Here is a 24,340-nt window from a genome sequence, read left to right on the forward strand (position 1 = left end):
TTAGGAGGATGAAATATAGAATAGAGTCTGAATATGTGGAACATAAAAAAATCTTTATTGAGAATGAGACTGATGCCGGATGTTTGTGTAGAGTCGAGGTCAAGCACAAACTATTCAAGCTTGTTTACCTAGACCCTCATTCCGTAATTGATATGATTTGTGATGTTCAGACTGAAAATATGGAAATTAAGGTTGAAAGACTACTTTGATCAAGGAGGAAGTATGGAAAAGTTAATCGTTGCCAATCGAATTGTAAAAGCATTCGGTGAAAAAGTGGCATTAAATAATATCAGTTTTGATATTTTTGAAGGGCAAATATTTGGATTTTTAGGTCCTTCTGGTTCTGGGAAAACAACAATGATTAATATTCTAACAGGACAAATGCTGGCAGATAGTGGCAATGGAGAGTTACTTGGCAAAGATTCTTCTACCTTAGCCCCTACAGACCTTGAAAACATTGGTATTGTTAGTGATAAGAGCGGATTTTACGAAAAATTGACCTTAGAGAAGAATCTTATGATATATGGAAAACTATATGGGGTTGAACGAGAAGAAATTATAGAGTTATTAAAAAAAGTTGGCTTACATGACTCTAAAGATAGAGTGGCAGAGAAACTTTCAACTGGGATGAAGCAACGGATGCATCTTGCACGTGCACTCATTAATAAACCTAAGATTCTTTTTCTTGATGAGCCAACAAGTGGTTTAGATCCAACGACTTCTATGTCTATTCACGAACTTCTATTAACGTTGAAGCATCAGGGTACAACTATTTTCTTAACAACCCATGACATGAGCGAAGCGACATTGTTGTGTGATAACTTAGCTCTCTTAAATAAAGGGAATCTTATTGAGCAAGGAGCTCCTAAAGATATTATTAAAAGATATCATACTGCTAAAAGGCTTAAAGTGACTTATGAAGATTTCAGTGAAGTTGAAATGTCTTTTTCAGAATTTCAACAGATTGATATTAGTGGTGTTATTTATGTCCATTCAGAAGAACCAACTTTAGAGGATATTTTCATTAAACTAACAGGAGAAAAATTAAATGTTTAAAAGAATTAGTGCTCTTGTTTGGCTTAGAAGTCAAATTTTAATGAGTAATAAAAATTTATTGGCTCAAATGCTATTACCATATATGCTGGTTTTTATCTATAAAAATTTTATGGGAACTGAGACTAATGGGCTTGAAATTATGTTTGTTTGTCTATCTACAGCAATCTCTATGTCTGTCGGTAGTATGATTTCAACAATTATTGCCGAAGAAAAAGAAAAGAACAACTTGCAAACTCTGATGCTTAGCGGAGTTAGACCTTATGAATACATCATTTCAGTGCTTATTCATCCCTTAATTGTTGCTCTTTTTACAATGACAGTATTTCCGATTATTACAGAAGTCGATTTAGAAGGAAAATATTTTGAATATAGCATTATTCTACTTCTAACCTCTTTGGCGGTCATGTTGCTTAATCTATGTATTGGTCTAATTTCTGATACACAAGCTAAAGCTCAAATAAATAGCTTACCTATTTTGTTTGTTGTATCTTTACTACCAATGTTCTCTGGTTTAAAAGAAAGTGTCAAAAATGTCGTTGATTGGACATTTATGGCTGCATATACAGATTTCTTCACTCAGCAAAATTTCCAATTAGAAAATAAATCTTTAAAAATATTGGTCTTATGGAATATAGTTCTCCTTGTAATTACATTTGTAGCTTTGAAAAAAAGCAAAATTGTTACGAGTACAGGTAAAAAGTGAAAAACGATTTTTGGCAAATAACATTAATTCTATCTATCAAATCACTTGAAAAAGATGGGGTTTTATGCTATGATTAGTGAGTTGTCTAAACAACAAATACTCATTTTAGATGAATTGTGGACTTGTTGCTCATTGAGTGGGTCTGCAAGTTGAAGTCTGAAAGAGGGAAAAACATTTTTAAAAGGAGAAATACTCATGGCAGTTATTTCAATGAAACAACTTCTTGAGGCTGGTGTTCACTTTGGTCACCAAACTCGTCGCTGGAACCCTAAGATGGCTAAGTACATCTTCACAGAGCGTAACGGTATCCACGTTATCGACTTACAACAAACTGTAAAATTGGCAGATCAAGCTTACGACTTCATGCGTGATGCTGCAGCTAACGACGCAGTTATCTTGTTTGTAGGTACTAAAAAACAAGCTGCTGAAGCTGTAAAAGAAGAAGCAGTACGTTCTGGTCAATACTTTATCAACCACCGTTGGTTGGGTGGAACATTGACTAACTGGGACACTATCCAAAAACGTATCGCTCGTTTGAAAGAAATCAATAAAATGGAAGAAGAAGGCATCTTTGATGTTCTTCCTAAGAAAGAAGTTGCTCTTCTTAACAAACAACGCGCTCGTCTTGAAAAATTCTTGGGTGGTATTCAAGATATGCCACGTATCCCAGATGTGATGTACGTTGTTGACCCACATAAAGAGCAAATCGCAGTTAAAGAAGCTAAGAAATTAGGAATTCCAGTTGTAGCGATGGTTGACACAAACGCTGATCCAGATGATATCGATGTTATCATCCCAGCAAACGATGACGCTATCCGCGCTGTTAAATTGATCACTGCTAAATTGGCAGATGCCATTATCGAGGGCCGTCAAGGTGAAGATAACGTTGTAGCTGTTGAAGCAGAATTTGCATCATCTGATGTTGCAGCAGATTCAATCGAAGAAATCGTTGAAGTTGTTGAAGGATCAAACTAATTCCTAGACATTGGTAAAGTTCTTAGCATCTGTTGAGAGCTGAACCCATGAGATGAACATCACATTAACGGGGCAGTAGCATACCGCTCTGCTACCGTTTTTTATCAAATTAAAATATTCTTGGAGGAAACTCAAAATGGCAAATATTACAGCCGCTCTTGTTAAAGAATTGCGTGAAAAATCAGGTGCTGGTGTTATGGACGCTAAAAAAGCACTTGTTGAAGTAGAAGGTGATATCGAAAAAGCGATTGAATTGCTTCGTGAAAAAGGTATGGCTAAAGCAGCTAAGAAAGCTGACCGTGTTGCTGCGGAAGGTTTGACTGGTGTTTATGTTGCTGGTAACGTTGCTGCTGTTGTTGAAGTCAATGCTGAAACAGACTTCGTTGCTAAAAATGCTCAATTCGTAGAATTGGTTGAAGCAACTGCTAAAGTTATTGCCGAAGGTAAACCAGCTAACAACGAAGAAGCACTTGCTTTGACAATGCCAACTGGTGAAACATTAGAAGCTGCTTATGTTAACGCAACAGCTACAATCGGTGAGAAAATTTCATTCCGTCGTTTTGCTCTTATCGAGAAAACTGATGAGCAAGCATTTGGTGCTTACCAACACAACGGTGGTCGTATCGGTGTTATCTCTGTTATCGAAGGTGGCGACGAAGCACTTGCAAAACAAGTTTCTATGCATATCGCAGCAATGAAACCAACGGTATTGTCATACACTGAACTTGATGAGCAATTCGTTAAAGATGAGTTAGCACAATTGAACCACAAAATCGAACTTGATAATGAAAGTCGCGCTATGGTTGGTAAACCAGCATTGCCATTCTTGAAGTACGGTTCAAAAGCACAATTGACTGCGGAAGTTATCGCTGAAGCTGAAGAAGCTATCAAAGCAGAGCTTGCTGCAGAAGGCAAACCAGAGAAAATCTGGGACAAAATCCTTCCAGGTAAAATGGATCGTTTCATGCTTGACAATACTCAAGTTGACCAAGCTTACACACTTCTTGCACAAGTTTACATCATGGACGACAGCAAGACTGTTGAAGCTTACCTTGATAGCGTGAATGCTAAAGCAGTTGAATTTGCGCGTTTTGAAGTTGGTGAAGGTATCGAGAAGAAAGCTAACGATTTCGAATCAGAAGTTGCTGCAACAATGGCAGCTGCTCTTGGTAAATAATTCATACTTGTAAGTAACGAGAGATGACAGGTTGTCATCTCTTTTTTACGCATATGGATGCTGTGTATATAACAGAAAAACCTGTTATATGTTATAATGGTAAGGAGCTGTAAAGAGCTTTTGTTTTGAATTGTTGTTAAGAATGATTGACTAGTTAGGTGAGCTGACGATGTATTCATAGAAGGTGGCAGGAGGAGCTAAAATGACGACGAGACTTTATATTGCAAGACATGGAAAAACCATGTTTAATACACTGGGGCGGGCACAAGGGTGGAGCGACACTCCATTGACGCAAGTGGGAGAAGAGGGTATTCGAGAGCTTGGTCAAGGCTTAAAAGCTAAAGGTATTCCATTTAAAGCCGCGTTTTCAAGTGATAGTGGACGTACCCTTCAAACTATGGAGATTATTATGGCAGAAGCTGGTCTTGGAGAGTTACCTTATCAGAGAGATAAACGTATCCGAGAATGGTGTTTTGGAAGTCTTGATGGTGCCTACGATGGTGAATTATTCCAAGGGGTTCTTCCACGAACAGAGGCACTAGCTGGACGTTCTATGGCAGATGTGTCCTACGAAGAAATTGCGACGGCTATTTGCCAAGTGGATACTGCGGGTTGGGCTGAACCATGGCAAGTACTAAAAGAGCGTATTCTTAGTGGGTTTACAGACATGGCCCTCCAAATAGAAGAACAAGGTGGAGGAAATGCCATTATTGTTTGTCATGGGATGACGATTTCAACATTGATGTGGCTGATTGACAATAATCAAGAGAAGACGATGATTGATAATGGTAGTGTCTCTGTGCTTCGTTTTGAAAATGGTCGTTTTGAGATTGAAGCTGTTGGTGATATGTCATATCGTCGTTTAGGAAGAGAAATACTGGATAAGAAACATGAAGAAAAGTAGTTTTTTACAACGTTTGGTAGGTATTTTGGCTCTGCTTATCTTTGTATGGGGGATGCAGACTATCATAGTAGGAAAACCCGTTGATGAGTTAGCTAAAGAGCAAGCCTTATCAAAAGAGCTTAAAGCTAGCGAATCTAAGAAGGGTAATAAGGATAAAAAAGAGAAACCAACTCTACCTGATGTGTCAGTAAATGATTGGGAACTATTGCTAGTTAACAAAGATTACCCAGCGATTGATCAGTCACCAGAATTGGCTGTTGTGGGCAATGTTTATGTTGATGCTCGAATAGCAGATGCAGCTACTGAGTTTTTATTAGCAGCTCAAGAAATTGATATGAGAGAACATTTTGTTGCTGGTTACCAAAGTATCAGTTATCAAACGGAGTTGTACAATTACTATGTTGAACAAGAAATGCTAGCCAATCCTAATTTCACTTTGGAAGAAGCTGAACAAAAAGTACAAACCTATCTTCAGCCACCAAGTTTTAGTGATCATCATACGGGTTTGGCCGTTGATATGAGTACTGTTGATATGATGAACAGTAGCGATCCAGCCACAGTGTCAAAAATTATTGCCATGGCACCACAATATGGTTTTGTTCTTCGTTATCCAAAAGGCAAAGAGGATGTGACGGGATATAGCTACGAAGATTGGCATTTCCGTTATGTAGGTATTGAATCTGCAAAATATATGAAGAAACATAAATTGACTTTAGAGGAGTATCTCCAACAATTAAAGGAAGCTGATAAATGAGAAAAAAACTAAAAATGCCTGTACTTGTCATTATTGGTCTAATGATTAGTTTGTTTATTGTGTTACCAATGCTGGTTCATAGTCAAGGTAGGGACAGAAATACTAAGATTGTGACGCACCACTCAGAAGAGACCTACTTTGAGCGTATCAGCCCACGTGTAAAAGACCTGTCTAAGGCTTATGGTGTTCAGCCGTCGATTGTAATGGGTCAGATGGCTATATCATCTGATTTTAATCAGACCTTATTGAGTCAAGATTATCATAATGTTTTAGCTTTAGACGCTAAAACAGGGCAGGACTTTGTTGATTTACAAACAGATGGTGGCAAAGTTCGCTATGCAGTATATCCTAAGTGGGATGATTCTGTGCTGGATTATTTAGAACGTTTGCGAATCGGAGAGACATGGGGAAAAGACCTTTATGAGATGATGGCAACGACAAAAGATTATAAAAAAGTTGCTAAGGCTATTCAGCAACATCAATTCCCCAAACAGAGTGATTATGCTGATAAATTAATCAAGCTCATTGAAAAATATGATTTAACACGTTATGATAAATAGAGATGGGGTTATAGGTCCTGAGACTGATTTTTGACAGATTGCTAAAACAGAGAAATGAAGAGAAAGCTTGATATTAAAGGGTTTTCTCTTTTTTTAATGTTTAGGATTTAGCACTCACATAAAAAGAGTGCTAAAAAATGGTCGTTTTTTCTTGACAATCGTTTTAAAAGGAGTATAATGGATTTATAAAGTTTAGCAGTCGAAGGTATAGAGTGCTAATTAAAAGGGGGTGAAAGGGTGATTACGCAACGTCAAACAGATATTTTGAATTTGATTGTAGCTTTATTTACCCAGACACATGAGCCAGTCGGCTCAAAAGCCCTCCAAGAAGCGATTTCGTCTAGTTCGGCAACCATTCGTAATGATATGGCTAAACTGGAGCGACTCGGTCTACTTGAAAAGGCTCATACTTCTAGTGGTAGATTACCTAGTCGAGCTGGTTTTCAGTATTTTGTTACCCACTCATTAGACTTGGGGCATATCAATCAAGATGATATTTATCAGGTGGTTAAGGCGTTCGATTTTGAAGCCTTTAAGTTAGAAGATATCTTGGAGAAAGCTAGCCAGATTTTGGCAGATTTGACAGGATACACTGCCTTGATTTTAGATGTCGAGCCCTCTCGTCAAATGTTGACAGCTTTTGATATTGTTTGTCTCAGTAATCATGATGCTTTGGCTATCTTGACGCTTGACCACTCCAAACCAGTTACGGTGCAATTTGCCATTCCTAAAAACCTGATGGCTAAGGATTTACAGCGGTTGAAGCAGTTAGTGGAGGATAGGTTTATTCATCAGAGTGTTCTAGATATTCATTATAAATTAAGGACAGAAGTGCCACAGGTGGTGCAAAAGTATTTTAAAACCACAGACAATGTCTTGGATTTAATTGACTATATCTTTGCCCAATTGTTTGAGGAGACGGTTTTTATTGCTAACAAAGTGGCGTCTCTGACCTACGGTCAGTTAGATACCTATCAGTTTTTAGACCATCCTCAAGCAGTGGCGCTTACGCTAAGGCAGGCTATGTCAGAAGATGAGCAAAATAAAATTTTGGTCGGTGAGTGTTCTGAACCAGCTTTACAAGAGACAGCTATCCTACTCCATCAATTTCCTATTCCCTATCGAGGTATGGCTTTGATGACAGTGCTTGGTCCCATAAATATGGATTATCAGAGGTTGGTTAGTCTGGTCAATGTTGTCAGTCGTGTCCTCTTTATGAAGTTGAGTGACTACTACCGTTACCTGAGTAGCAACCATTACGAAGTGAACTAAACTTATGAAACGTATTTTAGAAAAAATAAGGCCTAAAAGGAGGCAAGAAGTGACAGAAGAAGTAAAACAAGAAGAACTCAATGAAGCACCAGAAACAGTTGTGGATGGTGAAGGTGACAATCAGGAGGAGGTTGTAGAAGAACAAGCTCCGAGTGAGTTGGATTTAGCTCTCGAAAAAGCTGAAGAATTTGAGAATAAATACCTCCGTGCCCATGCAGAAATGCAAAATATTCAGCGCCGTGCTAATGAAGAACGCCAAACTTTACAACGTTATCGCTCGCAAGATTTGGCAAAGAAAATCTTGCCAAGTTTGGATAACCTAGAGCGTGCCTTACAAGTTGACGGCTTGACAGATGATGTCAAGAAAGGACTTGAGATGGTACAAGAAAGCTTATTGCAAGCCTTGAAAGAAGAAGGTGTAGAGGAAGTAGAAACAGAGGCATTTGATCCCAATCTGCACATGGCGGTTCAGACCTTGCCAGCAGATGATGACCATCCAGCTGATAGCATTGCAGAAGTTTTCCAAAAAGGCTATAAACTTCATGAGCGTCTGCTCAGACCTGCCATGGTGGTGGTTTATAGTTAAGGAGGCACAATGAGTAAAAATAAAATGAGTAGACGTAGTAGAGTTTTAAAAGCAGCCTCTTCGGATTGTGCAATTTTCATAGTACTTTTAATTTTGTTTGTAGGAATTATTTTTTGTTATCCTCAAATACAAGGTGGAGATAAGACTCTAGTGGGTACCATGCCTATATACATAGGTCAGAAAATTTTGGAATTAATTATGGGACCAATTCTGATTGGTCAGTTACTTAATTATAGTTGCAAACGATATGACTTTACGATATAAACAAGATTAATTTATAAAAATATTTGTCCGAAATGACAATAAACTATAAAAGAATGTTACTAGCGAGCGAAAGCGAGCTGATGAAGATACTTTTAGACGTAGTGGATGTGCTAATGACGAGTAGGTTGTTGGTAGTTGTGCTATTAAAAAAGTATTTAGAAAAATAAAGTATAAAAAGTAAAAAAAGAGGTAAAAACATGTCTAAAATTATTGGTATTGACTTAGGTACAACAAACTCAGCAGTAGCTGTTCTTGAAGGAACAGAAAGCAAAATCATTGCTAACCCAGAAGGTAACCGCACAACGCCATCTGTGGTATCATTCAAAAATGGTGAAATCATCGTTGGTGACGCGGCTAAGCGTCAGGCGGTGACAAACCCTGAAACCATTATCTCAATCAAGTCTAAGATGGGAACATCTGAAAAAGTTTCAGCAAATGGTAAAGAGTACACACCACAAGAAATCTCAGCGATGATTCTTCAATATTTGAAAGGTTATGCTGAAGACTATCTTGGTGAAAAAGTGACAAAAGCGGTTATCACTGTTCCAGCTTATTTCAATGACGCACAACGTCAAGCAACAAAAGACGCTGGTAAAATTGCTGGTCTTGAAGTAGAACGTATTGTCAACGAACCAACTGCAGCAGCTCTTGCTTACGGTATGGATAAAACAGACAAAGACGAAAAAATCTTGGTGTTTGACCTTGGTGGAGGAACGTTTGACGTCTCTATCCTTGAACTTGGTGACGGTGTCTTTGATGTACTAGCAACTTCAGGTGATAACAAACTTGGTGGTGATGACTTTGACCAGAAGATTATCGACCACTTGGTAGCAGAATTCAAAAAAGAAAATGGTATTGACTTATCAGCAGATAAGATGGCCCTACAACGCTTGAAAGACGCTGCAGAAAAAGCTAAGAAAGACCTTTCAGGTGTGACATCTACACAAATCAGCTTGCCGTTCATCACAGCAGGTCCTGCAGGTCCACTTCACTTGGAAATGACGTTGACACGTGCTAAGTTTGATGAATTAACTTATGACCTTGTGGAACGTACGAAAACTCCAGTTCGTCAAGCTCTTTCAGATGCTGGTTTGTCAGCAAGTGATATTGATGAAGTTATCCTTGTAGGTGGTTCAACGCGTATCCCTGCGGTTGTTGAAGCTGTTCGTAAGGAAACTGGTAAAGAGCCAAACAAATCTGTTAACCCTGACGAAGTTGTTGCTATGGGTGCAGCTATCCAAGGTGGTGTTATCACTGGTGATGTCAAAGACGTTGTCCTACTTGACGTTACTCCGTTGTCACTTGGTATTGAAACAATGGGTGGAGTCTTCACGAAATTGATTGACCGTAACACAACTATCCCAACGTCTAAATCACAAGTCTTCTCAACAGCAGCAGACAACCAACCAGCCGTAGATATCCATGTTCTTCAAGGTGAGCGCCCAATGGCAGCTGATAACAAAACTCTTGGACGTTTCCAATTGACTGATATCCCAGCAGCACCTCGTGGTATCCCACAAATCGAAGTGACATTCGACATTGACAAAAACGGTATCGTATCTGTTAAGGCAAAAGATTTAGGTACACAAAAAGAGCAAACTATCGTTATCCAATCTAACTCAGGCTTGACTGATGAAGAGATTGAAAAAATGATGAAAGATGCTGAAGCAAACGCAGAAGCAGATGCAAAACGTAAAGAAGAAGTTGACCTTCGTAACAATGTTGACCAAACTATCTTTGCTACTGAAAAGACAATCAAAGAAACAGAAGGTAAAGGTTTTGATGCTGAACGTGATGCAGCACAAGCAGCTCTTGATGAGTTGAAAGCAGCTCAAGAAGCTAACAACTTGGACGACATGAAAGCAAAACTTGAAGCATTGAATGAAAAAGCTCAAGCTCTCGCAGTGAAAATGTATGAACAAGCTGCAGCAGCTGCACAAGCAGCCCAAGGTACTGAAGCAGGTGCAACAGATGCTGGTTCAGACGATGTTGTTGATGGCGAGTTTACTGAGAAGTAAGATAATCCTATAGCATGTTTTAGACTGTGAGCTAGAAACAATAAAATAATCTCGTATACCGTTTTGTAAGGCTATTCTTCAGAGGAGGTTTATGTGTTAAGATTGGAAGCAGTTGATGAAGAAAATATCTATCACATTTTAAGTTTAGATGTTTTTGAAGATCAGAAAGATTTTGTTGCTAGTAATGCTGTGAGTCTATCTGAAGCTTATATTGTTCTCAAGGAATACATAGACGCAAAGGTTTTCCCTTTTGGTTTATATGACTCAGGTACATTGATTGGTTTTTTAATGATAGGTTATGGAAAATGTTGGAAGAATGCTCCTAATCTAGCTGATGGAAATTATAATCTTTGGCGTTTGATGATTGATAAAAATTATCAACAGATGGGATATGGAAAGCAAGCTGTTGAATTAGCGATTCAATTTGTAAAAGAACTCCCTTGTGGTGATGCAAACTATTTTTGGTTATCTTATGAAACTGATAATCAACTAGCAAGAGCTTTGTACTCTTCTTGTGGTTTTTATGAAACTGGTGAACTAGTTCATGGTGAATTGATTGCAACACTTGATTTAAAAGGATAGATAAAATCCTATTGCAGAGGTTGTAACCTAACCTCTGTTTTTCGTAAAGAGGCCTTACCAACAGTACTAATGAATAGAAAGGAATTGGACCCAGCCTACTTTCTGAGTTTCGTCTATTTTTTAACGAAAGGAATTGAACCCGCCCTAAAAGCTGTGTGAAAAGGATAAATCGTCTAGAAAATCAGTATTTTCTGCCGATTTCCTATTTTCACTTTGCTTTTTTACGGGCTTGGTATCTTATATGAACAATACAGAATTTTATGAGCGTCTAGGTGTTTCTAAGAATGCATCGCAAGATGAGATTAAGAAAGCCTATCGCAAATTATCTAAAAAATATCACCCTGACATCAATAAAGAAGCTGGTGCTGAACAAAAATACAAAGATGTTCAGGAAGCTTATGAAACTTTGGGAGATGAGCAAAAACGTGCCAGCTATGACCAATTTGGTGCAGCTGGAGCCAATGGAGGCTTTGGTGGCGGTGGCTTCGGTGGTTTTGATGGTGCTGGTTTCGGTGGATTTGAAGATATCTTCTCTAGTTTCTTTGGTGGTGGTGCGTCACGTAACCCGAACGCCCCTCGTCAAGGAGATGATTTACAATACCGTGTCAACTTAACCTTTGAAGAAGCCATTTTTGGAGCTGAAAAAGAGGTTCGTTATAACCGAGAAGCTACTTGTCAGACGTGTACCGGAACAGGAGCTAAGCCTGGAACAAGTCCTGTGACATGTAGTCGATGTCATGGTTCAGGTAGTATGACAGTAGATATGCAAACACCACTTGGGATGATGCGTCGTCAGGTGACATGTGATCTTTGTCACGGACGAGGTCAAGAAATTAAAGAACCTTGTCAAACATGTCGTGGTACAGGGCATACTAATGAAACACATACTGTCTCTGTTAAAATCCCAGCTGGTGTTGAGACAGGTCAACAGATTCGCTTGCAAGGCCAAGGAGAAGCTGGTTTCAATGGTGGACCATATGGAGATCTTTTTGTCATGATCAATGTGATGACTAGTGATAAGTTCAAACGTGATGGGTCAACCATTTATTATAGTTTGAACATTAACTTCGTCCAAGCAGCTTTAGGTGATACTGTTGATGTGCCGACTGTGCACGGTGCCGTCGAAATGGCTATCCCAGCAGGTACGCAAACAGGTAAAACTTTCCGCTTGAAAGGTAAAGGAGCACCTCGCTTGCGTGGTGGAGGTCAGGGTGACCAACACGTTACAGTCAACATTGTCACACCAACCAAGCTAAATGATGCCCAGAAAAAAGCCCTGCAAGATTTTGCAGCAGCAAGTGGTATTGATGATGTCCAACCAAAACGTAAAGGTTTCTTTGATAAAATAAAAGATGCCTTTGAGGAGTAATTCGAACAATAGATAAAAAAGAAACAGTATCAGTGGACCTTAAGTCAGAACTGATACTGTTTTTTGATAGATGTTTTGTTATTTGCGTTGAGATAGGAGAATGATTAATCCGATAATGCCAGCAAATATGAAACCAATTATTATTAAAAAGTATAAAGACACGCCAATCATAGTGCCCTCCTGTCTGACGGTTTGGTATTGGTACGATAGTGACGGACAAGATGATATATGCCGTAGATTAGTAGAGCTATCAAAAAGTAGTACATGCCACTCATCATCAAGACAATAAAAAGTTTCGTTAAGGTCATGAGTATACCTCCTTGCAAGATAATGATAACGCTATCAAGATTGTTTGTCAAATCTTTTCGTGTTATCAACTTGGGAAATATGATAAAATAGCTTCATGGTTAGATATAAGGCAATCATTTCCTATGACGGAACCTTATTTTCTGGTTTTCAGCGTCAGCCTGATGCTAGGACGGTTCAAGAGGAAATAGAAAAAACACTTCAACGTTTGAATAGTGGTCAAGCAGTGACGGTTCATGGCGCAGGTCGGACAGATGCTGGTGTCCATGCTTATGGTCAGGTTATCCACTTTGACTTACCACAGGAGCGTGATGTGGAAAAGCTACGTTTTGGTTTAGACACGCAAGCTCCAGATGATATTGATATTGTGTCAGTGGAGGTGGTCTCTGATGATTTTCATGCTCGATACAATAAACATGTCAAGACCTATGAGTTTTTAGTGGATACGGGCCGTCCGAAAAATCCGATGATGCGTCACTATGCGACGCCTTTTCCGTATACCGTCAATTTAGTAGCCATGCAAGAGGCCATTGTTGAGGTTGTTGGAACTCATGATTTTACAGGATTCACAGCTGCTGGAACTAGTGTTGACAATAAGGTCAGAACGATCAGTGAGGCAAGTGTTGTGCGTGATAAGGACACTACTATGCTCCGTTTTCGTTTTACAGGTAATGGTTTCTTGTATAAGCAGGTTCGTAATATGGTAGGCACCTTGTTGAAGATTGGTAATGGTCGTATGCCTGTTGAACAGATGAAGATGATTTTGGAGACGAAAAATCGTGATTTGGCAGGCCCAACAGCGGGTCCAAATGGTCTGTATTTAAAGGAGATTCGCTATGAAGACTAAGTATATGCTGACGATTGCTGGAAGTGATGTCTTGAGTGGTGGAGGTATGCAGGCGGATTTAGCTACCTTTACGCGACATGGTTTGTTTGGCTTTGTAGCACAAACCTGTATGACAAGTGTTGATGTTAATGGATTTGAGATTATTCCCACTGACAGTAAATTATTCGCGAAACAGTTAAATAGTTTAGCTGATGTTCCGTTTACAGCTATAAAATTAGGGTTATTACCTAACATTGAAATTATAGAACAAGTTAAGCATTTTTTAGGCTCGCATCAAGATTTACCGATTGTGCTAGATCCTGTTTTGGTCTTTAAAGAAAATCACGATCAGACAATTTCTGTCATGCGAGACCAGATGGTGACCTTGTTTCCTTTGGTCACGCTCATTACCCCCAATCTGCGCGAGGCAGAAATCTTATCAGGAATGACTATCACTAATATATCTGAGATGGTATCAGCAGCTAGATGTTTACATGAACTAGGTGCTAAAGCTGTTGTCATAAAAGGTGGAGTTCGTATGGATAAGCATTCAGCTGTGGATGTCTATTTTGATGGTCAGGATGTGACGGTTCTTAGTCAGCCAATTGTACACCAGAATAATAATGGTGCAGGTTGTACCTTTGCTTCTAGTATCGCAAGTCATTTAGCTAAAGCCATCTCACCAGTTCAAGCTGTTGCTCAAGCTAAACAAGATGTTCATGAAGCCATTCAAAACGCCAACGAATATGGGGTACAAGGGCGTAATCACGAATGAAAAAGGAGAAAAAGACATGCTTAAATTGAATAACATGAGCCGGCTTGCTATGATGATAGCTTTAACTATTGTGTTAGGGATATTTGTTCAAATTAAGACAGCTACAGGTTTTTTGACGCTTTTAGATGCGGGAATTTTCTTTGCGGCCTTTTATTTTGGTAAAAAAGAAGGTTTTTTAGTGGGAGCGTTGTCAGGTTTTTTGATTGATTATTTACTAGGTTACCCGCAGTGGATGTTGGTCAGTCTAGTAGCGCATGGTTTGCAAGGCTATTTTGCGGGGTGGCATGGCAATAAGAGATTTTTGGGGTTGATGCTAGCCACAGTAGTGATGGTAGGTAGTTATTTTGTGGCCTCTGTGCTTTTCTATAATCTAGGTGAGGCTATGCTGGGTCTCTATGGTAACATACTGCAAAATACAGTGGGTATCGTCGTTGGTTACCTGATATACCGTTTACTAAAAAAATATTAAACAGATGACAGAAATTGGGTTAAAATCGGACATAGGACAGTGGACGGTTTAAAATCCAATTTCTTTTTTTGAGGTATGGTATAATGAGAGGTAAAGTGAATAGTTAATGGAGAAGAAACGATGGAAATGGATAGATTAGGGTCAGAAGTGAAAGCCCTAGTAGCTGACATTGTTGACCGTAGTGCGCTAAAATCGGGACAATTATTTGTTCTTGGTTTATCCAGCTCAGAAGTGCTTGGTGGGCAGATTGGTAAGGCTTCTAGTCAAGAAGTTGGAGAAGTGGTCGTCAAGGCGGTGCTTGATGTTTTAGTGCCAAAGGGAATTGCTCTTGCTGTTCAAGGATGTGAGCATGTCAATCGTGCTCTAGTCGTTGAAGAGTCTGTCGCAGAACAAAAAGATTATGAGATTGTCAATGTATTGCCAACTTTACATGCAGGAGGTAGCGGTCAATTAGCTGCTTTTAAATACATGTCCCAACCAGTCATGGTTGAGGAGATTACAGCACACGCCGGAATTGATATTGGGGATACTGCCATTGGTATGCACGTCAAACGTGTTCAGGTTCCTTTGGTACCGCTACAACGAGAACTTGGGCAAGCTCATGTTACAGCTCTAGCAAGCCGCCCTAAATTGATTGGTGGAGCAAGGGCTATGTATCAAGCTGATAACATTAGAAAGGATTAGGAGATTGTCATGTATCAAATGATTGCTTTTGATATGGATGGTACGTTGTTGCAAAGTGACCATTCTATTGCTCAGTCAACCTTAGAAGCCATTAGCCGTGCTAATCAAAAGGGTAAGGAAATTGTCTTATCAACGGGTCGTCCCCTGTCAGAATTAGCAGCTTATTTGCCACTTTTAACAGATGTTCGTTATGGTGTTTTGACCAGTGGCGCTTTTGTATATGATTTTACGGATAAACAGATTTTAGATAAAAAGGTATTGAAGGCAGAAGTTGTACAAGAAGTCGTCAATTTAATGGCTAGGCAAGATATGATGTTAGTGATTATGCTTGATGGTCAGGGTTATCTTCAGAAAGATCAGTTTGAGCGTATCTCGGATTATCATTTGGAGAAATTCAAGGACCTTTATCAAGAAACGGCGCTTTTTGTAGATGATATAGCTAGTTTCTTATTGGAGCATCAGACATCATTTGAAAAGATTAATCTATATCATTTAACCCAAGAGGACAGACGAACTTCTTTAGAAATGTTACAACCTTATGCAGTTGCTCTTGTGGAGACAGAAGTCACGGGTCTTGAAATAGCAGCACAGGGTGCCGATAAAGGACAAAGTTTATCTCATCTTTGTGATGTTTTAGGCATATCGATGTCTTCGGTTATTGCTGTTGGAGATGCTGATAACGACATCAGTATGATTCGTATGGCAGGGCTAGGTCTAGCGATGGGGAACGCCAATGCCACTATTAAGCAATTAGCAGATCATGTTTTAGCTGATAATGATAGCGGAGGATGTGCGCAAGCTATTGATGAGTATTTGCTGACATGAAAATGCCTTGCCTAAAAATTTCATATGAACATTTTTAATCAAAAAGCCATTGTTAGAAATGGTTGCAGTGATCTAGATAACACCAACTAATTTAAAGGACTTGGAAATTTTCCGGTCTTTTTTTAAAATTATTGTTCAAATTCATTTTAGATTCATCGTTTTTCTGTAAACTAAATTTATCAGGTGAAGCGAAAACCTGTAATATGTAGAAAAAAGGAAATGATGATGAAACAAATAGTATCCAAAAAATTAACACATTCACTTGTATTAGTAACACTGTCGGTTGCAGTATTTTCACCAGTAGCAACTGTTTCGGCAAATCAAAAGCCTTCTGCTCAAGTTCAAGTCTCAAAAAAGGAAATGAGTTTAGAAGAGGCTAAAAAGCTTGCCTTGCAAGGAACTAAGGGAGGTAAGGTTATTGAGATGTATCTGGATGGGGATGATTTTTCTCCTATGTATGAATTGACGGTTGTTGATGGTACACAGAAAAAGGAAATTGATATTGATGCTTTTTCGGGTAAGATTGTTAAATCTAAAGTAAAAGATGTTTCGACATCTAAGAAATATCAATTGCTAGCTAAAGCGGGCTATAAAGTCACTGTTGATGAAATCGAAAAAATTGTTTTCAAGCGTTACCCTAAAGGTTTATTGAAAGAGATTAGTTTGGAGTCCGAAATGGGCAAAGTCTTATATGAGGTGACGGTATATGAAGGCTTTGAAGAAATCCAGTTAATGATAGATGCCAAAACAGGACAGGTATTATCAGAAGTAAGAGAAATGGACGAGGATTAAGGAGAGTGAAAATGAACAAACATGAATTGAAATCAGTTATTCAAAAAAGTGATGACAAAGGCCTTTACTTTTTTGCTAGAAAATACCGTAAGGGGATAGTGGGAATTATTGCACTGCTTGTTTTAGGAACTATTATGGGCTTGGCTTATGACTTTTACGGTGATTATCAAGAGCATCAACCGTTAGATATGACTCAAATGAGATATGATGAAAACGAAGTTCGTCAGTTAATTTCTGAAAAAATGGCTGATGCTACGATTACTGAATTGGAATTAGACCGTGAAAAAGATCATTTGGTTTATGAAGTGACAGCATTTGTGAATGGTGTAGAAAAAGAATTCAAAGTAGATGCTATGACGGGAGACATCTCTGAGGGCATGTTTGATTTCTAAAATCAGGTCAGATGGGCTAGAATGATTGCGAGATTTCGAAAAATTACTTACAATAGACATAAAACATACATGGTAGGTAAAGTGTGAAAATATTAGTCGTTGAAGATGATAGAGTGCTTAACAAGAGTATTGTCAAACTCTTGAAAACACAGCAGTATAGTGTTGATATGGCTTTTGATGGTGAAGAAGCATTGGATTACATCATGATGGCTCAGTATGATGTTTTGTTGATAGATGTCATGATGCCCAAAATGAATGGCTTTGATTTGGTGAAAGAGCTTCGTCAAAGAGGGGTGAAAACCCCTGTTTTGCTGTTGACGGCACGTGATAGCTTGGAAGATAAAATTCAGGGCTTGGATTTAGGAGCAGATGATTATGTCGTAAAACCGTTCGAATTTGATGAACTCCTTGCGCGGATAAGAGCGCTTCTGAGGCGGGATAACAGACAACATTTAACAAGTACTATAAAGCTTGGCGAACTTGTTGTTGATTTGAACAATAAACAATTATTCAAACAGGGTGTGATGCTTGATTTAACGGCTAAAGAGTATCAAATTTTTGAATACTTGGTTAGGAATTCTGACAGAGTTTTATCTAGAGAACAAATTAGAGAGCATGTTTGGGGGTTTGATTACCTTGGTGAATCTAACATTATCGATGTGTTGGTTAAGAATCTCAGGAAAAAGATAGGAGATTCCACTCTTATTGAAACAAGGAGGGGGGTAGGCTATCTTGTCAAAAGTGAAAAAATTACCTCAACATAAAAGTATCATTACAAGAGTTATGCTGTGGTACACATTTCTTGTTTTCTTGTTAATAAGTCTTGTTATTGTTGGAGCTTTTTGGTTATCGGGGACTTGGTCGGATGTCCAAGCACAGTTAGAGTTACGAGCGGATGTCAATGAAATAGCCAGCGATTTAGAAGAATTTGAATCCTTTGAAGATGGGGTTTACTACAGTCTTTATAATAATGAGGGGCAAATGATACAAGGAGAGGTTCCTACTGGTTTTCATAACCTTAATGCTTCCCTCATGTTCAGAGATGGTTACATATCAGATGTTTTAGATGGCGAAAAAAGTTTTCAGTATCTTGACAAACATTTGTCAATGGATGGGATGTGGCTAAGGGCTGTTAGACAAAAAGAAGCCATTAGTCGTGAATTACAATTATTTTTGTGGAGTCTGATATTGATTTCTCCACTTTTTTTAGGGGTTATGACCTTTGGTGGCTATAACATTTTAAAAAGGTCTATTGGTCCTGTTTCGCTAATGACACAATTAGCTTCTGATATTACAGAGCACCATGATTATTCTCGCAGGTTGGAGGTTCCTAAAGTAGATGATGAGATTAGTCAGCTGGCACGGACTCTAAATCAGATGTTATCGTCTATTGAATCTTCTTTTTGGCGAGAAAAACAATTTACAGATAATGTATCACACGAATTACGGACTCCTATTGCTGTAATCATGGCGGAGAGTGAATTTGGTCGACGCTATTCATCTGATTTAGCAGAGTCTCAAGAATCTCATGATATTATCCATCGTCAGGCAGGTCAGATGAAAGCGATGGTTGAGCAGATGTTAGAGTTAACGAGAACTGAGCAAGCAAATGCAGCTATTTTTACACGTCTTTCCTTGTCTGATTTGGTTACCCAATTTTTAAAGGATAATCAGCGTTTACTTGACGATAAGCAAATCATTTTAGATATAAAGATTACTCCGGATATTGTTATTTTTGGAGATGAACTTCTTTTGAGAAGGTTGTTTGACAATCTATTTAGTAATGCAGTCAAATTTACAAGCGACCGAATTTCTGTCTCTTTAACTAATGATAACCATAAAATAGTACTATCGGTTGCAGATAATGGTTATGGTTTAGCTGAAGAAGATAAAACTAGAGTTTGGGAAAAATTTTATCAGGTTGACGTTGCGAGAACAAACTCTGAAAACAGTGGGATTGGTTTGGGTTTATCGCTTGTTGCAACAATAGCTAAGCGACATCGCGCATCTTATAATCTGATTAGTAATTTGGGTGAAGGAACGACAATTGAAATCATTTTTCCTGAAGTTAAAGATTAACCTAGTGAAATAGTGCTTTTGATGATGACATGATACGTTGTAAATAGCCGGTATAGTTTGTTTTGCCAAAGCTAATTATTCTTGTTAGGCTAGATTTGGTAAGAAAAAAACTCTTAGACTCATAAAAGTTGTCTAAGAGTTTTTTGATGCACGAGTCTCATCAAGTAATCCTGATTGGCGTAAAGCTTCTTGATAAAGCTTGTAAAATTGACTATAAATGTTGAATTGTTGTCCGTTAGTCGTTGTAATATCGATACGGTAAATCACCTGGCCATTAACCAGTGTCCGTGGTCCCTGAATGATAGGGTGGCCAATGATTTCAGGGTGTTTGCTGACGTGTTCGTGGTTGACGTCTTCTATAAGTTGTTGTAGCTTAGTCATATCAATGGCGAATGGAATTGGCAAATCAATTTGTGCCCGCATTTTGCCACGAGATAGATTGCTCACAACGGTAATGTTACGGTTAGGGATATAGTTGTAGGTGCCGTCTAATTGTAGAAGTTGTGTGGTTCTAATGCCAAGATTGGTAACAACCCCAGTGATGTTCTGTATGATAACTGTATCACCAACGTCATACTGTCTCTCAATGAGGATAAATACGCCATTAACAAGATCTGTTAGAAACCCTTGTGCCCCAAGACCTATCGCAAGACCAGCTATACCTGCACCGGCAAGCAGACTGGAGATGGGAACACCGATAATGGCTAAAATAGAGTAGACTAAAATAAAGTAGAGGCTATAATTAAGACTGTTTTGCAAGAGCTTAACAATGGTGTTTTGTCTGCTTTGATCTTGTAGGGTAAATGCCTTCGATTTGAATATTTTCCTTTTGAAGATAAACTTCAGTGTTTTTTTAAAGATAATAAAGCTAAGGATTAACAGTAACAAGGAAGCTATCTTTGATAAAAGTTCTAGTCCGAGTTCTTCGATGTTTATCGTTTTAAAATAAGTATTGATGAGTTTCATGGAAAACCTTTCCTGTTATAAAATAGGTATATATAGTGTATCAAAAAAAGTAAAAATTGACGATTGTTGTTGTGGCATTACTGAAAAATCTATAGCGCTTTGGGAAGGTTTTCATTTGACTAGAAAGTAAAGAAATATTTTGAAAAAACCTTTATAATATGTTAAACTAAACTGTATCATAAATTTTAAGGAGAGATGACGACATGTCAGTATCATTCGAAAACAAAGAGACTAATCGTGGGGTAATTACATTTACGATTGGTCAAGATCAAATTAAACCAGCTCTTGATACGGTTTTTAACCGTGTACGTAAAAATCTTAATGTACCAGGATTCCGCAAAGGACAAGTTCCACGCCCAATCTTTAACCAACGTTTTGGTGAAGAAGCTCTTTACGAAGATGCTTTAAATACTCTATTGCCAGCGGCTTATGAAGCTGCAGTAGCTGAATTGGGTCTCGATGTTGTGGCACAACCAAAAATTGATATCGTATCAATGGAAAAAGGTCAAGACTGGACAATTACTGCTGAAGTGGTGACAAAACCTGAAGTGAAACTTGGTGCTTATAAAGACCTTGAAGTGTCAGTTGAATTGACTAAAGAGGTTACAGATGAAGATGTTGATGCTAAGATTGAACGTGAGCGCAACAATTTAGCTGAACTTGTTGTTAAAGAAGGTGAAGCTGTAGAAGGTGATACAGTTGTTATCGACTTTGTTGGTTCAGTTGATGGTGTTGAGTTTGATGGTGGTAAAGGTGATAACTTCTCACTTGGACTTGGTTCAGGTCAATTTATTCCAGGTTTTGAAGAGCAATTAGTTGGTAGCAAAGCTGGTGATAAAGTAGATGTCAATGTAACATTCCCAGAAAACTATCAAGCAGAAGATTTAGCTGGTAAAGCTGCTGTGTTTGCAGTAACTGTTCATGAAGTTAAGGCTAAAGAAGTACCAGCGCTTGATGACGAGCTTGCTAAAGATATCGACGAAGAAGTTGAGACACTTGATGAGTTGAAAGCAAAATACCGCAAGGAACTTGAAGAGTCTAAAGCAGCATCTTACGATGATGCAGTAGAAGGTGCGGCTATTGAATTGGCTGTTGCAAATGCAGAAATCGTTGATTTACCACATGAAATGGTTCATGCAGAAGCAGATCGTGCTTTAAACGAATACCTTGGTAATATGCAACGTCAAGGGATCTCGCCAGAAATGTACTTCCAATTGACAGGAACAACTCGCGAAGATCTTCATCATCAATTTGAAAGTGATGCAGAAACACGCACTAAGACAAATCTTGTAATCGAAGCGATTGCTAAAGCAGAAGGTTTTGAAGCGTCTGATGATGAAATTGAAGCTGAAATCACAGGTTTAGCTACTGAATATGGTATGGATCCAGAACAAGTACGTAGCCTGTTGTCACCAGAAATGTTGAAACACGATATCACAATGAAAAAAGCTGTTGATGTCATTACTAGTTCAGCAAAAGTAAAATAAGTAAATCATAAGAAGACTGGTTAGTTCTGGTCTTCTTTCTCGTTTTGTCACCACTTTATATAGCTAAATTCCCAAACTAACTTCCACCGTCTGTTAAAGTGTAAGTTAATCTGATAAAACCTCTAACAACCAGTGGAAATCCGTGTCAGGGTAAGTTCCACTGGTTTTTATAATGGTTGATTTTATTGCATTTTTAGGCGAATTTAGGTTAAAAAAAGGGTACACAAAATCCCCTCATCTGAAAGCGTTTCAGATTAAGTTCCGTTATGGTGGAAGTTAGTGTGAGACGTTTGCGTGGCTTATATTAGGTTAGTTTTTAGAATTTATGTTGGAGTAATTTTGGGGACTGACAGACGTCTTCAGCGGGAATTAAGGAAATGCCAAGAAGTTTAGCCAGTTCTTCGTCATAGGTAAAGGTAAAGAGCTCATAAGCTGATTTCCCATTCAAAGCAGCGCGTTTCACGCTATTGACATGAGAACAGACTAGGTTGATATCGTCCTGAGTTAAGTTATCAAAAGAAGTTCCCTTTGGTAGAATATCGCGAATAAGGGAGTGATTTTTCTCAATTCTTCCTTTCTGGTCAGAGCGATTAGGGTCACAAAAGAATAGTTTAATCTCACCTCTGATATCCATCTCGATGTCATCAACTCTGGCAAATTCTCCGCCATTATCTGTAAGAATGATAGGGAAAACGTCGAAGAAATTTCTATCAGCCTCATAAAGTGTGTTCTTGATGACATAGAAGTGTTTAGCGACCTCAAGAGCGGTTTTATTGTCCAGAAGTCTAGCGAAGATAAAGTTACAGAAAGACAAATTGAAGGTGAGTAATACTTTTCCGCCAACCCGTCCAATAACAGTGTCCATTTCAAGCCAAGAGGTCAGCTGTCTATGTGTCAGGTAGTTTTGGAAGTCCTCGTAAGAACGCCCTTTTTTAGCTTCTTTAGGGATAGAAGGCAGGTTAGATTTGCGCCTTTCTTTGAATTTTACAGCTCTAGCCAGATCAATAGGAGCGATAGAAAGGTATCCTTTACGGATGTGTCGATAGACGGTTGAGGAACTGACATCAAGGTTATGCGTTTTAAGGATGTGATAGATGTGTTGTCCCTTTTTCACACCATCAGAAATGACTTTATCCATATCCCAGAAGGTTTGAGAGTTGAGAGGAGTTCCTTCTCGAGCCTCAACGAGGGTTTGTTCGTATTGTTTTTGAGCCTGTTTAGCGAGGTAGAAGATTTTCTTGTAGCCACAATTTTGTCTTCTCTTAGGACATCCGTTACAGACAAATGGAGCTTTATCAAGGAGAGGGCAAGGAAGCCCATCACTGGTAGAGGTTCTGACCTGTCTTTTACGTTTGACCTTTTTGGAAACGGTAGTAGGATCTTTTAGGATAGTTTTTCCAATGGCTTTGAAGGATTCTCCACGTTCTAAGCCAAGTTGGATGTCATTGCGGTCTGAGAGGGTAAGGTGTTTATATTTTGTCATAGTAAGAACTCATTTCTAACACAAACGTCTCAGACTTAATTCCACCATAAAAATCCGTTTTAGACTAACTTCCACTTCGAAAGATAAAGTGGAACTTACGTTGGGAAATTACCACCACTTTATATACAAGGTAAATGTTGATTTTCTTTGACTAATTGATGAAATTAGCGTAAAATAGTGTGGAGACCTTATCGTCTGATTATTCTAATGATCAGTCAGCTATGAGAAAAAGAAAAGAGGAGAACTGTCTTGGAATTAGAAGTATTTGCTGGACAAGAAAAAAGTGAATTATCATTGATTGAAGTAGCGCGAGCGATTTTAGAGGTTCGTGGTCGTGATAATGAAATGTACTTTAGTGACTTGGTTAATGACATTCAAGTTTATTTGGAAAAGTCAGATGAGGAGATTCGTGAAGCTCTTCCTTATTTCTATTCAGATTTGAATACGGATGGTAGTTTTATTCCTTTAGGTGAGAATAAGTGGGGCCTTCGTTCATGGTACGGTATTGATGAAATTGATGAAGAAATCATCACCTTGGAAGATGAAGAAGAAGGAGCTCCAAAACGTAAGAGAAAACGTGTTAACGCCTTTATGGATGGTGATGATGATGCGATTGACTACAACGATGATGATCCAGAAGATGAGGACTATCGTTCATTGGCATCAGATTTGGATTATGGAGATGATAATCCAGATGACGAGAAATCAGAGGTTGATTCGTATGATTCAGAATTAAATGAAATCATTACAGATGATGACTTGGAAGAAGATGTCGAGCTAAATGAAGAAGATGATGACTACTCTGATGATGAGGTCGAGGAAGAAGTGGAGTAACACCAATCAGTGCCTTAAATAAGATAGGAGGGATTAGAGCAAATGCAAACGGCAGTCTGTTCTAGTCTCTTTTTTGGCTCTTTGTCAACTGTAGTGGGTAGATGAAAAGCTAACATCTGGAGAGAATCAGATTGGTTCTCTCCTTTTTGATGTTCAAGGCAATCAAAATCCTTCTTTTAAAGTTGTCAAAGTTTCGGAATCC

27 protein-coding genes are annotated in these 24,340 nt (G+C 38.6%); 24 read left to right on the forward strand and 3 right to left on the reverse strand.

The features are described 5' to 3' along the window. Positions 1–222: 222 nt before the first annotated feature. The 13 genes from ACVRZH_RS05105 to dnaJ all read left to right on the forward strand — a co-directional run bounded on the left by ACVRZH_RS05105 (position 223) and on the right by dnaJ (position 12,220). Positions 223–1,056, forward strand: a complete 834-nt coding sequence (locus tag ACVRZH_RS05105) for an ABC transporter ATP-binding protein (protein WP_447454246.1) — start codon at positions 223–225, stop codon at positions 1,054–1,056. Next, positions 1,049–1,759 (forward strand): ABC transporter permease, encoded by a 711-nt coding sequence (locus tag ACVRZH_RS05110; RefSeq protein WP_447454247.1) that lies wholly within the window; start codon positions 1,049–1,051, stop codon positions 1,757–1,759. The genes ACVRZH_RS05105 and ACVRZH_RS05110 overlap by 8 nt, the downstream gene beginning before the upstream one ends. Before the next feature lie 195 nt (positions 1,760–1,954). Continuing rightward, positions 1,955–2,734, forward strand: a complete 780-nt coding sequence (gene rpsB, locus ACVRZH_RS05115) for a 30S ribosomal protein S2 (protein WP_447454248.1) — start codon at positions 1,955–1,957, stop codon at positions 2,732–2,734. 136 nt (positions 2,735–2,870) lie between these two features. Beyond that, positions 2,871–3,911, forward strand: a complete 1,041-nt coding sequence (gene tsf, locus ACVRZH_RS05120) for a translation elongation factor Ts (protein ID WP_447454249.1) — start codon at positions 2,871–2,873, stop codon at positions 3,909–3,911. A 202-nt stretch (positions 3,912–4,113) separates the two neighbouring features. Then, positions 4,114–4,815 carry a histidine phosphatase family protein gene (locus ACVRZH_RS05125; RefSeq protein WP_447454250.1) on the forward strand — a complete coding sequence of 234 codons (702 nt, stop codon included), beginning with the start codon at positions 4,114–4,116 and terminating at the stop codon, positions 4,813–4,815. After that, positions 4,802–5,569 carry a M15 family metallopeptidase gene (locus ACVRZH_RS05130; protein WP_447454251.1) on the forward strand — a complete coding sequence of 256 codons (768 nt, stop codon included), beginning with the start codon at positions 4,802–4,804 and terminating at the stop codon, positions 5,567–5,569. Before ACVRZH_RS05125 ends, ACVRZH_RS05130 begins: the two co-directional genes overlap by 14 nt. After that, the gene (locus ACVRZH_RS05135) at positions 5,566–6,129 is read left to right on the forward strand and encodes a glucosaminidase domain-containing protein (protein WP_447454252.1); all 564 of its coding nucleotides are present in this window, start codon (positions 5,566–5,568) and stop codon (positions 6,127–6,129) included. The genes ACVRZH_RS05130 and ACVRZH_RS05135 overlap by 4 nt, the downstream gene beginning before the upstream one ends. Positions 6,130–6,366: 237 nt before the next feature. After that, on the forward strand, positions 6,367–7,401 hold the full coding sequence (hrcA, locus tag ACVRZH_RS05140; protein ID WP_447454253.1) for a heat-inducible transcriptional repressor HrcA: 1,035 nt from the start codon (positions 6,367–6,369) through the stop codon (positions 7,399–7,401). Between the two features lie 4 nt (positions 7,402–7,405). Beyond that, positions 7,406–7,987 carry a nucleotide exchange factor GrpE gene (grpE, locus tag ACVRZH_RS05145; RefSeq protein WP_447454254.1) on the forward strand — a complete coding sequence of 194 codons (582 nt, stop codon included), beginning with the start codon at positions 7,406–7,408 and terminating at the stop codon, positions 7,985–7,987. Positions 7,988–7,996: 9 nt separating this feature from the next. Then, entirely contained in the window at positions 7,997–8,251 is a 255-nt protein-coding gene (locus ACVRZH_RS05150; RefSeq protein ID WP_447454255.1) for a hypothetical protein, read from the forward strand. Positions 8,252–8,448: 197 nt separating this feature from the next. Beyond that, positions 8,449–10,269 carry a molecular chaperone DnaK gene (gene dnaK, locus ACVRZH_RS05155; RefSeq protein WP_447454256.1) on the forward strand — a complete coding sequence of 607 codons (1,821 nt, stop codon included), beginning with the start codon at positions 8,449–8,451 and terminating at the stop codon, positions 10,267–10,269. A gap of 93 nt (positions 10,270–10,362) precedes the next feature. Beyond that, positions 10,363–10,851 carry a GNAT family N-acetyltransferase gene (locus ACVRZH_RS05160; RefSeq protein WP_447454257.1) on the forward strand — a complete coding sequence of 163 codons (489 nt, stop codon included), beginning with the start codon at positions 10,363–10,365 and terminating at the stop codon, positions 10,849–10,851. A gap of 241 nt (positions 10,852–11,092) precedes the next feature. Then, a complete protein-coding gene (gene dnaJ, locus ACVRZH_RS05165; RefSeq protein ID WP_447454258.1) occupies positions 11,093–12,220 on the forward strand; it encodes a molecular chaperone DnaJ in 1,128 nt (375 codons plus the stop codon). A gap of 167 nt (positions 12,221–12,387) precedes the next feature. On the opposite strand, the gene ACVRZH_RS05170 is transcribed toward dnaJ, so the two are convergent. After that, positions 12,388–12,528 (reverse strand): hypothetical protein, encoded by a 141-nt coding sequence (locus ACVRZH_RS05170; RefSeq protein ID WP_447454259.1) that lies wholly within the window; start codon positions 12,526–12,528, stop codon positions 12,388–12,390. Positions 12,529–12,623: 95 nt separating this feature from the next. Here ACVRZH_RS05170 and truA point away from each other — a divergent pair, with 95 nt between their 5' ends. The 9 genes from truA to ACVRZH_RS05215 all read left to right on the forward strand — a co-directional run bounded on the left by truA (position 12,624) and on the right by ACVRZH_RS05215 (position 19,368). Then, a complete protein-coding gene (gene truA / locus ACVRZH_RS05175) occupies positions 12,624–13,373 on the forward strand; it encodes a tRNA pseudouridine(38-40) synthase TruA (protein WP_447454260.1) in 750 nt (249 codons plus the stop codon). Next, on the forward strand, positions 13,363–14,127 hold the full coding sequence (locus ACVRZH_RS05180) for a bifunctional hydroxymethylpyrimidine kinase/phosphomethylpyrimidine kinase (protein ID WP_447454261.1): 765 nt from the start codon (positions 13,363–13,365) through the stop codon (positions 14,125–14,127). The genes truA and ACVRZH_RS05180 overlap by 11 nt, the downstream gene beginning before the upstream one ends. Positions 14,128–14,143: 16 nt before the next feature. Continuing rightward, the gene (locus ACVRZH_RS05185; RefSeq protein ID WP_447454262.1) at positions 14,144–14,596 is read left to right on the forward strand and encodes an ECF transporter S component; all 453 of its coding nucleotides are present in this window, start codon (positions 14,144–14,146) and stop codon (positions 14,594–14,596) included. A gap of 120 nt (positions 14,597–14,716) precedes the next feature. Further along, positions 14,717–15,280 carry a TIGR01440 family protein gene (locus ACVRZH_RS05190; protein WP_447454263.1) on the forward strand — a complete coding sequence of 188 codons (564 nt, stop codon included), beginning with the start codon at positions 14,717–14,719 and terminating at the stop codon, positions 15,278–15,280. 9 nt (positions 15,281–15,289) lie between these two features. Then, on the forward strand, positions 15,290–16,105 hold the full coding sequence (locus tag ACVRZH_RS05195; protein WP_447454264.1) for a Cof-type HAD-IIB family hydrolase: 816 nt from the start codon (positions 15,290–15,292) through the stop codon (positions 16,103–16,105). Between the two features lie 225 nt (positions 16,106–16,330). Beyond that, entirely contained in the window at positions 16,331–16,897 is a 567-nt protein-coding gene (locus ACVRZH_RS05200; RefSeq protein ID WP_447454265.1) for a PepSY domain-containing protein, read from the forward strand. An 11-nt stretch (positions 16,898–16,908) separates the two neighbouring features. Beyond that, positions 16,909–17,289 (forward strand): PepSY domain-containing protein, encoded by a 381-nt coding sequence (locus ACVRZH_RS05205; RefSeq protein ID WP_447454266.1) that lies wholly within the window; start codon positions 16,909–16,911, stop codon positions 17,287–17,289. A gap of 83 nt (positions 17,290–17,372) precedes the next feature. Then, positions 17,373–18,053: a response regulator transcription factor gene (locus ACVRZH_RS05210; RefSeq protein WP_447454267.1), complete on the forward strand. Its 681-nt coding sequence runs from the start codon at positions 17,373–17,375 to the stop codon at positions 18,051–18,053. A 19-nt stretch (positions 18,054–18,072) separates the two neighbouring features. Beyond that, positions 18,073–19,368 (forward strand): sensor histidine kinase, encoded by a 1,296-nt coding sequence (locus tag ACVRZH_RS05215; RefSeq protein WP_447454268.1) that lies wholly within the window; start codon positions 18,073–18,075, stop codon positions 19,366–19,368. 132 nt (positions 19,369–19,500) lie between these two features. Here ACVRZH_RS05215 and ACVRZH_RS05220 read toward each other — a convergent pair whose 3' ends face one another. Next, positions 19,501–20,334 (reverse strand): mechanosensitive ion channel family protein, encoded by an 834-nt coding sequence (locus ACVRZH_RS05220; protein WP_447454269.1) that lies wholly within the window; start codon positions 20,332–20,334, stop codon positions 19,501–19,503. A 203-nt stretch (positions 20,335–20,537) separates the two neighbouring features. On the opposite strand from ACVRZH_RS05220, the gene tig reads away from it, so the two are divergent. Then, positions 20,538–21,821, forward strand: coding sequence for a trigger factor (tig, locus tag ACVRZH_RS05225; RefSeq protein WP_447454270.1), 1,284 nt, complete (start codon positions 20,538–20,540; stop codon positions 21,819–21,821). Positions 21,822–22,137: 316 nt separating this feature from the next. Here the strand turns inward: tig and ACVRZH_RS05230 are convergent, their stop codons facing one another. Continuing rightward, complete coding sequence (locus ACVRZH_RS05230) at positions 22,138–23,304, reverse strand: IS30 family transposase (RefSeq protein ID WP_447454271.1); 1,167 nt, start codon at positions 23,302–23,304, stop codon at positions 22,138–22,140. 249 nt (positions 23,305–23,553) lie between these two features. Between ACVRZH_RS05230 and rpoE the strand changes: the two genes are divergently transcribed. Next, positions 23,554–24,138, forward strand: a complete 585-nt coding sequence (gene rpoE, locus ACVRZH_RS05235) for a DNA-directed RNA polymerase subunit delta (RefSeq protein ID WP_447454272.1) — start codon at positions 23,554–23,556, stop codon at positions 24,136–24,138. The last annotated feature ends 202 nt before the right edge of the window (positions 24,139–24,340 follow it).

Source organism: Streptococcus fryi (assembly GCF_053206505.1).